Consider the following 12,332-nt stretch of genomic DNA (forward strand, 5'->3'; position numbering starts at 1 on the left):
CGCCTGGAGTATCTGCACCTGCGCCTGGCGGCCACGGCCGCACAGCGCACGGCCCTGCTCAAGGCCCGCTCCGACGGCACGATCAGCTCGCGTGCGCTCAACGACACCCAGCAGATCCTGGACTTGGAGGAGGCCAGGATGCAGCAGGTCAGCAACCGCGTCGACAGCGAATAGAACACATGCGAGCGTCCCGGCCCCTATGCCACTACCGCCGCGCATCCACCGATTGCCATAGAAAGCCGCCCGGAGACCGGCGCCGTCGAACTGGCCGTGGCCAACGCCCTGCTGGGACTGCACCGCAGCTTCGAAGCCCGCCATGAGGCCACCGCCGCCCGCGACGCCTGCCTGGCCACCTTCGGCCCGGAACACCGACGCACCCTCGAGGCCCGGGCGCTGCTCGACCGCATCGACGGCGCCTGACGCGCGAAGCCGTGTTCAGCGGTCGGCGGCCAGGACGGCCGCGAGTCCCTCTTGCAGGTCTTTGACGAAGTATTCGGGAACCTCCAGCGACGGGAAGTGTCCGCCGGCTTCGGCCTCGTTCCATCGGACGATCTGCCGGTAGCGCTCCTGCGCCCAGGGGCGCGGACACTTCTCGACGTCGCGGGGATAGGCGGTGATCGCCGAGGGGACGTCGACCCGGAGTTCGGGGTCCAGCGCGTTGTGGCTTTCAAAGTAGATGCGGGCCGCGGATGCGCCGGTGCGCGTCAGCCAGTACAGGGTGACGTCATCGAGAATGCGGTCTCGGGAGATCGTCTCGAACGGGCTGTCCTCGGTGTCCGACCACTCGGCGAACTTGTCGAGGATCCAGGCCAGAAGCCCCACCGGTGAGTCGACGAGGGCGTAGCCGATGGTCTGCGGCCGGGTCGCCTGCTGCTTCGCGTACGCCGCGCGTTGACGCCAGAAGTCGCGGGTGTCCTCGGCCCACTCGCGCTCGACCGCCGTCAGCCCGTCCGTCGTCAGCCCCGGCGGGCCCTCCGCGAACGTGGTGTGGATGCCGAGGACATGCGCCGGGAACCTGCCGCCGAGAACGGTGGTGATATTGCCGCCCCAGTCACCGCCGTGGGCCAGGAACTTGCTGTACCCGAGCCTTCCCATCAGTTCCACCCAGGCGGCCGCGATCCTTTCGGTTCCCCACCCGGTGGTGGCCGGCTTGTCGCTGTAGCCAAAGCCCGGCAGCGAGGGAACCACGACGTGGAACGCCGGCGCGTCGGCGTCTTTGGGATCTGCCAGTTCGTCCACCGCGTCGGTGAACCGGGCAATGCTGTCCGGCCAGCCGTGAGTCAGGATCAGAGGAGTGGCATCTGCGCGCGCGGACCGGCGGTGCAGAAAGTGGATTCCCAGACCATCGATGGTCGTGCGGTACTGGCCGATCCGATTGAGGCGTTCTTCGAACGGCCGCCAGTTGTACCCGGTGCGCCAGTAGTGCACGACGTCGGCGAGGTCGGCGAGCGGAACGCCCTGCTCCCACCGGCGCGGTCCGGGCCCGGCGCGCGAGACCGTCTCGGCCTCCGGCAGGCGCGCCGCGGCCAGTCGTGCGCGCAGCTCGTCGAGGTCGGCATCGGTTGCCCGGGCTTCAAACGCTTCTACGTCGCTGGTGGGGCGGGGCATGGCACCTCCTGGCCGTCGCGGAACCGGCTGCGACCTATCGCGAACCGGCTAAGACGGTTCTAGCAGTACTCCGAGCGGCGCTGCAACCGGCTAAGCTGGTTCCATGTCTGCCGCGTTTCCTGACTTCCGCCTCGGTGCCGTCCTGGCGACCAGCTTCACGGGGACTCTGTCGGAGCGTCATGGCGAGCCCGTGGAACGCATTCCCGTGCCGCACCGACTCGTCGACTGGCTGGCCGTGTACGGCCTGGCCGTGGACTCCTGCACCGCAGCGCAACTCGACCGCGCCCGGGAGCTGAGGGAGTCCATTCACGAAGCCGCGACAGCGGCCGCGGTCCAGGACGCCCTCCCCGCACCCGCTGTCCAGGCCATCAATGAGTGCAGCCTGCAGGGCAGAGCCGCGGCGATCCTGACGCCCGGGGGCAAGAGGCAGTGGCGGCTCAGCCCGGATTCCCGCGTGGAAGACGCCCTCAGCGTGATCGCCGCCGACGCGATCGGCATCCTCGCGGGCGAACGCGACGGAAAACTGGCCCTGTGCGCGTCACCGACCTGCCAAGCCGCCTTCTTCGACGCCAGCCAGAGCCGCACCCGCAAATGGTGTGACATGAACACGTGCGGAAATCGCCAGAAGAAAGCGCGCTTCAACGCCAACCAGCGCAAGAACCTCAGACCGTCGTCGTGATCGTCGCCTCGGTACGTCCAAGAGGGCCCCGCGCCCCGGACCCCTCTGCCGCGTTGAGCGCAAAACCAGGGGAGGAGGGCAACTCCCCAGGTATACAGAGGGCATGGCAACTTTCGTGCTCATTCACGGCGGCGGCGACAGCGGCTGGTCCTGGCACCTCCTGGAAGCCCAGCTGCGCGCGCGGGGGCATGACACCGTCGCCCCGGACCTGCCGTCGGACCGTCCGGACGCCGGGCTCGGCGACTACGCCGATGCCGTGGTCGAGGCCGTCGGCGAGCGGCAGAACCTCGTCATCGTCGGTCACTCCTACGGCGCGTTCACCGCACCGCTGGTGGCCGAACGGCTCCGGGCCGGGACGCTGGTCCTGCTGGCCGGGATGATCCCGGAACCGGGCGAACGGCCGGACGACTGGTGGCAGAGGACCGGCTGCATCCAGGCCAGGGAGGCCGCGGGCCTGTCCGCCATCGAGGACCCCTTCGAGAGCTTCTACCGCGACGTGCCGCGCGAGCTGGCCGAGGAGGCGATGCGCAGGGAGCGGGAGGAACGCTCCCGGGCGGGCGGCGAGCCCTGGCCGCTGACGGCCTGGCCCGACATTCCCACGAAGTTCGTCGTGTGCAAGGACGACCGCTTCTTCCCGCCCGAGTTCTTCCGTGACTTGGCGCGCAAACGCCTGGGTGTCACGCCCGATGAGATCGCCGGCGGACACTGCGTCGCGCTGAGCCGACCGCAGGAGCTGGCGGAGCTCCTGGTGGGATACCTCCGGGCCTGACCGCCGTACGAGGGAGGCAGGCCCCGGAGGCTGATGCTCGTGGTGGTGGTCACCCTTGGCCCCGCGCAGCGGGGGAGCGGAGCAGGGCTGTGCCGTGCCCTGACGGACGGTAAGCGCCGGGCTCACAGGGCGGGCCCGATTGTCCGTACGTTCATGCCTTCCTGGCGGCGGTGAACAGCGGGTTTGCGGTGCTGCGGGGGCCAGATGGCCCGCGAGGTCGGGGTCAAGGTGCCGCACGGACCGACAGGAAGACTGGACTACCCATCGGCCGCCTTTGCGTAGTCCTGGGCCATGCCTCCCGCGAAGTCGTACAGCACGACGGGTTCGTCGCCCACGACCCAGGCGTCGTGCCCGGGCGGGAGCACGAAGACATCGCCGGGTCCGACTTCGCCCTCGCCTCCGTCGTCCATGCGGATGTGCATCCGTCCCTCGACGACGTAGCCGTTGTGGTGGATCTCGCAGCTCTTGGTCCCCGCGAGCGGAGCCACCGACTCGGACCAGCGCCAGCCGGGCTCGAAGGTGCCCACCGCGAAGTCCAGCCCCGTCAGGTGGACGGCGCCGAGATGCCCCCGGGGGAAATCACGCCGCTCGTCGGGCTTTTCGACCGTCTTGACCTCGAACATGACGATGTCCTCCTTCTGCCCAGGCCAACAGTCCCGGAGTCGGTTGCGGAGGCAGTTGTCACCGTCGAGGATCTACGGTCGGCGCGCGCACCGGCCGACCCCTTCCTTTTATCGTCTGCCTGTCCGCCCCGGGATGCCACCCGGGCTTCCGGCAGCGCCGGGGATCGCCCGGGCCGGAGTTCTCATGGGCCGAGCAACGCATCGATCCCCGCGGCCAGTTGCCCGGGCCCGCCCTGGCTGTCCAGCGAGATGGCGGTGGCCCGCAGTCGCGGGAACTCCTGCGCGGGCATGCGGTGCAGGCCGAGGCGGAAGGCCGGATCGGGTTCGCCGGGCTCGTCGTCCATGGCCCGCAATTCGACCAGGAGATAGCCAAGCAGCCATGCCGTAAACGCCCGGTGTACCTGTACGGTGCGGCGGTCGCTCAGACCGGCGTCATGGAGCAGCGCCAGGATGCGCTCGTCGCTGCGCAGTACGGCCGCGGGGCGGCGGGCCAGCGGGGTGGACAGCAGGCGGGTGGCGAGCAGGGGGGCCATGTGCGGGTGGCGCAGGGCCACGCCGTAGGTGGCCAGCGCGATGCGGTGCAGTTCTTGCTGCCAGTCGTCGGCGTGCGGCTGTGCCGCAAGGTCGCTCTCCAGCTCCTGGCAGAACGCCTCGACCAGGCCGTCGAGCAGGTCCCCCTTGCTGGACGCGTACCGGTAGAGGGCCATCGCCTCCACGCCCAGTTCCGCGCCGAGCTTGCGCATGCTCAGGCCGGAGAGTCCGTCGCGGTCGACGATGTCCATGGCCGTGGCCAGGACGCGCTCCCGGCTCAGGCGTCCGTAGCGCCCGTGGTCGCTGGCGCGCCGCCCTTGGGACGTGGTCGTTTCTTTGACTTTCGGCGTGGCCGCCGACTTCTTCTTCACGTTGGTCGCCTCTGCCTCTCCGGCTCCTCTTGACCTCACGAAACATCGGGTGCAAAGTCGTACATATGCGACGTAAACATACATAGTCAGCGTACAGCGTTCGACCCCTCAGGAGCGTCAGGCCATGACGCACAGCAAGCCGATGCCGGCGGATCTGGCCCAGGTGGAGCTCGACCTGGCGTGTATCTCGGACGGCAACGTCGTCCGCGTCACCGCCGGCGGCCCCGTCTTCGGCCATCCGTACCCGGTGCGCACCGTGCGGCCGACGACGTTCGTGCCCGCGCTCCCGCGGCGCGACCGGGCCGCCCTGATGGTGATCGCCGCGTGCTGGGCGCTGAGCTTCCTGTGGTTCTGGTCCTGGTGGCTGCAACCCGAGCACCGCGTCGGCTGGGCGGGCCTGGTCGTCAACAGCGTCCTGCTGCTCTACCTCACCGGCCTGCCCTGCTACTTCTTCGCCACCGCCCTGCGCCTGCGCCGGATCGACCCGGATCTTCCCGTCCCCGCGATTCCGGTCGCCTTCGCCGTGACCCGCGCCCCCTCCGAGCCGTGGACCACCGCCCGGCAGACACTCGAAGCGATGCTGGCCCAGGATTTTCCGCACGCCTATGACGTGTGGCTGTGCGACGAGGACCCGACCGAGGAGATCACCTCCTGGTGCCGCGCGCACCGGGTGCGGATGTCCTGCCGACGCGGCGTCATCCCGTACCACCGCGGCGACTGGCCGCGACGCACCCGCTGCAAGGAAGGCAATCTCGCCTACTTCTACGACAACTGGGGCTATCAGCGCTACGAGGTGGTCGCGCAGCTGGACTGCGACCACGTACCCGCGCCGACCTACCTCTCGGAGATGGTCCGCCCCTTCGACGACCCCGCCATCGGTTACGTGGCCGCGCCCAGCATGTGCGACGCCAACGGCGCGGTGTCCTGGGCGGCGCGGGGGCGGCTGCACCGCGAGGCCGTGTGGCACGGCGCGGTGCAGCTGGGGCACAGCGACGGGCTCGCGCCGATGTGCATCGGCTCCCACTACGCCGTGCGCACCCGCGCGCTGCGGGACATCGGCGGCCTGGGCCCCGAACTCGCCGAGGACTTCTCCACCACGTATCTGCTCAACTCGGCGGGCTGGCACGGGGCGTTCGCCATCGATGCCGAGGCGCACGGGGACGGGCCGCTCACCTTCGCCGACATGATCACGCAGGAGTACCAGTGGTCGCGGAGCCTGACCACGATGCTCCTGGGCCTGCTGCCTTGCCATCTGCGCCGGCTGCCGTTCGTGCTGCGGCTGCGCTTCTCCTATGCCCTGGCCTACTACCCGCTGCTCGGCCTGATGATCACCGCGGGACTCACGCTGCCGCCGATCGCCGTGCTTACCGGCCTGCCGTGGATGAACGTGAACTACTTCGACTTCCTGATCCACCTGTGGCCCATGCCGCTGTGGCTGCTGCTCACCCTGTTGCTGATGCGCCGGCGCGGGATGCTGCGCCCCCGCACGGCCCCGGTGCTCAGCTGGGAGACGTGGCTGTTCGCTCTCGCGCGCTGGCCTTTCGTCATCCTGGGCATGCTCGGCGCCGTCCGGCAGAAACTGCGCCCCCGCCCCGTGACGTTCAAGGTCACGCCCAAGGACGCGGGCGGACCACGGCCGCTGCCCGCCCGCCTCACCCTGCCCTTCGTCGCCCTGGCCACCGCGCTGTCCTCCATCGCCCTGGTGGGGGAGCTGACGAGCCCGTCGGTCGGTTACGTCTTCCTCTGTCTGATCGCCGCCACGTCCTACGCGGCCGTCGCCCTGGCCGTCCCCCTGCTCCACGTACGGGAGGCGGCGCGGGCGGCGGAGGTCTCTTTCGCCCGTGCGCTGCCGGCCGCACGGCTCCCGCTGACCCTGGGCCTTGCGGCGGCACTGCCGGCCGCCACCGCCCTCGTCTTCTACCCGGCGTATGCCGCCGCCGTCCTGAATTGGTGATGGGCCATGAGCGCACCCTCCACGATCCTCGTCACCGGCGGCGCGGGCTTCATCGGAAGCCACACCTGCGTCGAACTCCTCGACCACGGCTACGAACTGATCGTGATCGACGACTACTCCCACAGCACCCCGCAGGTCTTTACGCGGGTGGAACGGATCGCCGACCGTTTCGTCGGCGCCGTCTATGAGCTGGACATCCGTGATCGGCGCGCCCTGTCGGCCGTATTCGACCGCCACTCCGTGGACGCCGTCGTGCACTTTGCCGCGCACAAGGCCGTGGGCGAGTCGACACGGATGCCCATCGAGTACTACGACACCAACGTCGGCGGCACGACCGCGCTGCTGCAGGTGATGCGCGCACACGGCGTGCACCAGCTGGTGTTCTCCTCCTCCTGTTCCATCTACGGCGACGCCGGACGCGGGCCGCTCGACGAGTCGACCCCCGCCCGGCCCACCAACCCGTACGCCGCGTCCAAGTGGATGTGCGAGCAGCTCCTCGCCGACGTGTGCGCCCGCCGACCGGAGTTCACCGTGCTCGCCCTGCGCTACTTCAACCCCGTCGGGGCCCACCCCAGCGGACTTCTGGGCGAGGATCCGGGCGGCGTCCCCGACAACCTGATGCCCTATGTCGCGCAGGTCGCCGTCGGACGGCGTGAGCGGCTGCCCGTGTTCGGTGACGACTACGCCACACCCGACGGCACCGCGATCCGCGACTACCTCCACGTCATGGACACCGCCGAGGCCCACCGCATCGCCCTGGACCACCTCGCCGACGGGAAGGGCCTGAGGGTGTTCAACCTCGGTGCCGGCACCGGACGTTCGGTCCTCGATGTCATATCCGCGTTCGGCGCGGCCTGCGGCCGGGCCATCCCCTACCAGATCATGCCGCGCCGCCCCGGCGACGTGAGCGAACTCGTCGCCGACGCGAGCGCGGTGGCGCGCGCCTGGGGCTGGCGGCCCACCCGGGACCTGCACGACAAGTGCCGGGACGCATGGCGCTTCCAGCAGCTCAACCCCCATGGCTACGCCGGTCCCGGCCGGCGCACCAACAGCAAGCAGCACAAGCCGTGAGACACGACCCGTAAGGAGCGACGTCATGCGGATGACAGTGATCGGCACCGGTTACGTGGGAACGGTGCACGCCGCGTGCATGGCCGACATCGGCCACCAGGTGCTCGGCCTCGACATCGATGCCGAACGGATCGCCTCCCTGGCGGCGGGCCGGGCGCCCATCCATGAGAGCGGACTGGACGAACTCCTGGCCCGGACCGTCGCGTCGGGCAGGCTGCGCTTTTCCACCTCGCTGGCCGAGGGAGCCGCGTTCGCCAAGACGCACTTCCTGTGCGTGGGCACCCCGCAGCGTCCCGACAGCAAGGCCGCCGACCTGCGCTACGTGGACGCCGTGGTGGACGGGCTGGCCCCGCATCTGTTGCCCGGCAGCCTCATCGTGGGCAAGTCGACGGTTCCGGTGGGCACGGCGGCACGCCTTGCCGAGCGCCTGGCCGGGACGACGCCGGAAACGGAGGTCGCCTGGAACCCCGAGTTCCTGCGCGAGGGATCCGCGGTCCAGGACACCATGCGGCCCGAGCGCCTGGTCGTGGGCGTGACCTCGCGGCACGCCGAAGCCGTGCTGCGGAACATCTACGCGCCGATGATCGCCACCGGGGTGCCCTTCTTCAGCACCGACCCGGCGACGGCGGAGCTGGTCAAGGTGGCGGCGAACTCCTTCCTCGCCACCAAGATCTCCTTCATCAATGCCATGGCCGAGGTGTGCGACGCCGCAGGCGCCGACGCGTCGCGCCTGGCCAGGGCCATCGGCGCGGACTCGCGCATCGGCCCGCGCTTTCTCGAACCGGGGCTCGGCTTCGGCGGCAGCTGCTTCCCCAAGGACATCCGGGCCTTCGCCGCCCGCGCCGAGGAGATCGGCGCCGGTGAGGCGGTGGTGTTCCTGCAAGAGGTCGACCGGATCAACACCCGGCAGCGCTCGCGCACCGTCGATGCGGCACGCGAACTCCTGGGCGGCTCGTTCACCGGACGCAGCATCGCCGTGCTCGGTGCGGCGTTCAAGCCCGGCAGCGACGACATCCGCGACTCGCCCGCCCTGGCCGTCGCGGCCGCCCTGCACCAGCAAGGCGCCACGGTCCGCATGCACGACCCGCAAGCCCTCGACAACGCGCGCGCCGTCCATCCCGAGCTGTCCTACGCCCTGGACATCGACAAAGCATGCGAGGACGCCGACCTGGTCCTGCACCTGACCAACTGGCCGGAGTACAGGGACATCGACCCGTCCGCTCTGGCCGCGGTCGTGCACGATCCCGTCCTGCTGGACGCCCGCAACAGCCTCGACCTGCCCTCCTGGTCGGCGGCCGGCTGGCGGGTGCACGCCCCGGGCCGTCCGCGGCTCGCTCCGGCCGGTCCTGCACCCGTCAAGGCGGGCGCCGTCAGTGGAGGTGCGTCATGAGAGTCGTGGTGACCGGTGGCAGCGGCTTCGTGGGATCCCATCTGTGCGAGGCCCTGCTGCGCCGGGGAGACACGGTCTGCTGCCTGGACAACTACTGTACCGGCGAACCTGCCAACGTCGCCCACCTGCGCGACACGCCCGGATTCCACCTGGTCCGCGCCGACGTGACCGAGCCGTTCGACGTGCCGGGCCGGTGGGACGCCGTCGCCCACCTCGCGAGCCCCGCATCACCACCGGACTACCACCGCCTGGCTCTGCAGACGCTGGCCGTCGGCAGCCGGGGCACCGAGAACGCCCTGCGCCTGGCCCAGCGGCACGGCGCCCGCTTCCTGCTCACCTCCACCAGCGAGGTCTACGGCGACCCGGAGGTCCACCCGCAGCCCGAGGAATACTGGGGCCACGTCAATCCGGTCGGCCCGCGCAGCGTCTACGACGAGGCCAAGCGGTTCGCGGAGGCGCTCTCCACGGCCTACCGCCGATGCCACGGCGTCGACGTGGGCATCGTACGGATCTTCAACACCTACGGTCCGCGGATGCGGCCGCACGACGGACGTGTGGTCTCCACCTTCGTCCGCCAGGCCCTGGCGGGCAGGGCGCTGACCCTCTACGGCGACGGCAGCCAGACCCGCAGTTTCTGCTACGTCGACGACCTCGTCCGGGGCCTGATCGCGATGCTCGACAGCGACCGCAGCGGACCGGTGAACCTGGGCAACCCCAGCGAACGCACCGTGCGCGAACTCGCCGAACTCGTGCTGCGCATCACCGGATCGTCCTCCCCGATCGCCTACCGGCCGCTGCCCGTCGACGACCCCGCCCGCCGCCGCCCGGAGATCGGCCGGGCCGCGGAACAGCTCGGCTGGATGCCCCGCGTCTCCCTCGACGAGGGCCTGCGCCGCACGGTGGCCTGGTTCGCCGCGCCCACCGGACCGCCGCTCGCCCGGGTGCCCGTGGAGGCCTGATCCCCATGCGAAGGAAAGCCGCCACAACCCGTGCAGGGCGCTGCACCGCCCCCGGTGTCCTCGTCGCCGCGCTCGCACTGATCGGCGCGAGCGGCTGCGCGGCCACCCCCCACTACGTGCCCGGGACCGAGGCCGGCACGTACTACGTCAGCACGCGGGGCGACGACGAGAACAACGGTTCCTCGCCCGGCCAGGCCTGGCGCTCGCTGGCCCGGGCCGAACGCTCGGCACTCGGACCGGGCGACCGGCTGCTCCTGGAGGGCGGTGCCCGGTTCACCGGCACGATCACCCTGGGCGGCACCGAGGCGGGCAGCGCGGAGCGGCCCGTGGTGGTCGGATCCTACGGCGAGGGCCGGGCGACGATCGAGGCCGAGGGATCGCCCGGCGTCTCCGTCCACAACACCGCGGGCGTGCAGATCCGCGACCTCGACATCACCGGGGACCGCGCCGCCTACTCCCGCGACGGCGGCATCAACCTCTACGCCGACCGTCCGGGCGGCGGAAAACTGGACGGGGTGTCCGTCACCGACGTCACCGTCACCGGATTCCAGGTGGGCATCGCCGTCGGCGGCATCGAGAAGGGCAACGGATTCAAGAACGTGACGATCCGTCAGGCAAAGCTGCACGGCAACAAGGACGCCGGCCTGCTGACCTACGGCCCGCAGTTCGACCCCGCCCAGCCTGCCTGGGCACACGAGGACGTCGACGTCTCAGACGTCGAGGCCCACCGCAACACCGGCGATCCCGACGCAGACGACCGGCACACCGGCGACGGCATCATCCTCGGCGCGGTGCGCCACGCCACCGTGCGCGACTCCAGCGCCCACGACAACGGATCCACGTCGTCCGGCCGGGCGCCGTCGGGCCCGGTGGGCATCTGGGCCTACGACGCCAAGGACGTGCTCCTGGAGCACAACACCGCCTACCGCAACCACACGGGCTCCGAGGTGGACGGCGCCGGGTTCGGATTCGACGAGAACGTCTCGGACTCGACCATCCAGTACAACCTGGCGTTCCACAACGACGGCCCCGGCTTCTACGCGTACACGCGAAAGGCCAACGGTGCGCACACCGACAACACGATCCGCTACAACCTCACCGCCGACGACGGCCGCAAGCTGCCGCGCTTCGGAGGGCTCGCCGTCTACGGACACGACGTGCGGAACCTGCAGATCTACCAGAACACCGTGGTCATGACGGCCCCGGAGAACGGAAAGAGCGGTCCGGCCCTGCGCCTGATGGACGGTCAGACGGGCGTCAGCGTCCGCAACAACAACTTCGTCACCGACGGCTCCCCGCTGGTCCTGGCGGACGGTGGCCTGACGGCCGAGAACGTCATCGCGCAGGGCAACAACTACCGCGCGCCGCAGGGGAAATGGGCCGTTCAGTGGGGCGACCACGTCTACACCGGTCTTGGTACCTGGCGCACGGCCACCGGCCAGGAACGCGTCAACGGAAAGCCGTCCGGCCTGGCCGTCGCCCCCTGCTTCGCCGGAGGCCAACTGCCGTCCGTCACCTCCCCCCGTGACGCCCGCCTGCTCGCCCCGGACTGCGACGCCCTGGCGGACAAGGGCCTGGACCTGCGCAAGCTGTTCGGCACCGACCCCGGATCCGTCGACTACTTCGGCCGGCCGGTCGGCACACCTCCGCCGGTCGGGGCCGCGCTGCCCCAGCCCGACTGAAAGCCCGACCGCAGCCGGCCGAAGATGCAGCGTGAACCGCCCGTGCTTACGATCGAAACAGCGAGACCCCGGGTTGACGCGTGATTCTCGGCCGGGTGTCCCTGCCACGCAGGGAGGCGCTTTGCCATTGCTTCGGGCACACCCTCGCGCACCATCACGGTCCCGGCGGCTCATGGCTGCCTACGTCGCCGTGATCGCCGCCCTCACCGCCGTCTACATGACGATCCCCGGCTTGCGCGCCCCTCTGTGGGCGCTCATCGGTCTCGGCGGCGTGGCAGCCATCGTCGTCGGCGTGCGCGTGCACCGCCCCGCTCACCGCTGGCCGTGGTGGGTGCTCGCCGCCGGGCTGTTCTCGTTCGCCGCGGGCGACACCTACTACAACGTGGTCGAGGAGTACTTCCAGGCGGAGAACCCCTTCCCTTCTCCGGCCGACGCCTTCTACCTCGCGGTGTATCCGCTGCTCGCCGCCGGCCTCTTCGGTCTGGTCCGCTACCGCTGGGCGGGACGGGACCTGCCGAGCCTCCTCGACGCGCTGATCATCACAGGCGGCCTCGCGCTGCCCGTCTGGGTCTACCTCGTCCAGCCGCTCACCGAGGTGGAGGGACTGACCTGGCCGCAGCGTGCCATCAGCATCGCCTACCCGCTGGGCGACGTACTGGTCCTGGCTCTCCTGGCCCGGCTGCTCACCCCCGGAC

11 protein-coding genes and 1 pseudogene are annotated in these 12,332 nt (G+C 70.4%); 9 read left to right on the top strand and 3 right to left on the bottom strand.

What is annotated here, in order from left to right:
• The first annotated feature begins 270 nt into the window (after positions 1 to 270).
• Positions 271 to 420 (top strand): hypothetical protein, encoded by a 150-nt coding sequence (locus ACQKIP_RS26055; protein WP_365864338.1) that lies wholly within the window; start codon positions 271 to 273, stop codon positions 418 to 420.
• Positions 421 to 435: 15 nt separating this feature from the next.
• Here the strand turns inward: ACQKIP_RS26055 and ACQKIP_RS26060 are convergent, their stop codons facing one another.
• Positions 436 to 1,608: an epoxide hydrolase family protein gene (locus tag ACQKIP_RS26060; RefSeq protein WP_365864340.1), complete on the bottom strand. Its 1,173-nt coding sequence runs from the start codon at positions 1,606 to 1,608 to the stop codon at positions 436 to 438.
• A 103-nt stretch (positions 1,609 to 1,711) separates the two neighbouring features.
• On the opposite strand from ACQKIP_RS26060, the gene ACQKIP_RS26065 reads away from it, so the two are divergent.
• Together ACQKIP_RS26065 and ACQKIP_RS26070 are read left to right on the top strand one after the other, a co-directional pair.
• Positions 1,712 to 2,287, top strand: coding sequence for a CGNR zinc finger domain-containing protein (locus tag ACQKIP_RS26065; RefSeq protein WP_365864342.1), 576 nt, complete (start codon positions 1,712 to 1,714; stop codon positions 2,285 to 2,287).
• Positions 2,288 to 2,390: 103 nt separating this feature from the next.
• Positions 2,391 to 3,056 carry an alpha/beta fold hydrolase gene (locus tag ACQKIP_RS26070; RefSeq protein ID WP_365864344.1) on the top strand — a complete coding sequence of 222 codons (666 nt, stop codon included), beginning with the start codon at positions 2,391 to 2,393 and terminating at the stop codon, positions 3,054 to 3,056.
• A gap of 257 nt (positions 3,057 to 3,313) precedes the next feature.
• Here the strand turns inward: ACQKIP_RS26070 and ACQKIP_RS26075 are convergent, their stop codons facing one another.
• Both ACQKIP_RS26075 and ACQKIP_RS26080 read right to left on the bottom strand, forming a co-directional pair.
• A complete protein-coding gene (locus ACQKIP_RS26075; protein WP_365864346.1) occupies positions 3,314 to 3,679 on the bottom strand; it encodes a cupin domain-containing protein in 366 nt (121 codons plus the stop codon).
• 182 nt (positions 3,680 to 3,861) lie between these two features.
• On the bottom strand, positions 3,862 to 4,581 hold the full coding sequence (locus ACQKIP_RS26080; RefSeq protein WP_365864348.1) for a TetR/AcrR family transcriptional regulator: 720 nt from the start codon (positions 4,579 to 4,581) through the stop codon (positions 3,862 to 3,864).
• Positions 4,582 to 4,705: 124 nt separating this feature from the next.
• Between ACQKIP_RS26080 and ACQKIP_RS26085 the strand changes: the two genes are divergently transcribed.
• The 6 genes and pseudogenes from ACQKIP_RS26085 to ACQKIP_RS26110 form a co-directional block, all read left to right on the top strand.
• Positions 4,706 to 6,535 (top strand): glycosyltransferase family 2 protein, encoded by a 1,830-nt coding sequence (locus ACQKIP_RS26085; RefSeq protein WP_365864350.1) that lies wholly within the window; start codon positions 4,706 to 4,708, stop codon positions 6,533 to 6,535.
• A gap of 6 nt (positions 6,536 to 6,541) precedes the next feature.
• Positions 6,542 to 7,606 (top strand): UDP-glucose 4-epimerase GalE, encoded by a 1,065-nt coding sequence (galE, locus tag ACQKIP_RS26090; RefSeq protein ID WP_427744239.1) that lies wholly within the window; start codon positions 6,542 to 6,544, stop codon positions 7,604 to 7,606.
• Between the two features lie 25 nt (positions 7,607 to 7,631).
• Positions 7,632 to 8,996, top strand: a complete 1,365-nt coding sequence (locus ACQKIP_RS26095; RefSeq protein ID WP_427744241.1) for a UDP-glucose dehydrogenase family protein — start codon at positions 7,632 to 7,634, stop codon at positions 8,994 to 8,996.
• The gene (locus tag ACQKIP_RS26100) at positions 8,993 to 9,955 is read left to right on the top strand and encodes a UDP-glucuronic acid decarboxylase family protein (RefSeq protein ID WP_365864356.1); all 963 of its coding nucleotides are present in this window, start codon (positions 8,993 to 8,995) and stop codon (positions 9,953 to 9,955) included. Before ACQKIP_RS26095 ends, ACQKIP_RS26100 begins: the two co-directional genes overlap by 4 nt.
• Positions 9,956 to 9,960: 5 nt before the next feature.
• Positions 9,961 to 11,637 carry a right-handed parallel beta-helix repeat-containing protein gene (locus ACQKIP_RS26105; protein ID WP_365864359.1) on the top strand — a complete coding sequence of 559 codons (1,677 nt, stop codon included), beginning with the start codon at positions 9,961 to 9,963 and terminating at the stop codon, positions 11,635 to 11,637.
• Between the two features lie 172 nt (positions 11,638 to 11,809).
• A pseudogene (locus ACQKIP_RS26110) lies at positions 11,810 to 12,332 on the top strand (aminotransferase class I/II-fold pyridoxal phosphate-dependent enzyme); the annotation flags it as partial.

The organism is Streptomyces sp. NPDC059900, assembly GCF_050270335.1.
Taxonomy (GTDB): Bacteria; Actinomycetota; Actinomycetes; order Streptomycetales; family Streptomycetaceae; genus Streptomyces.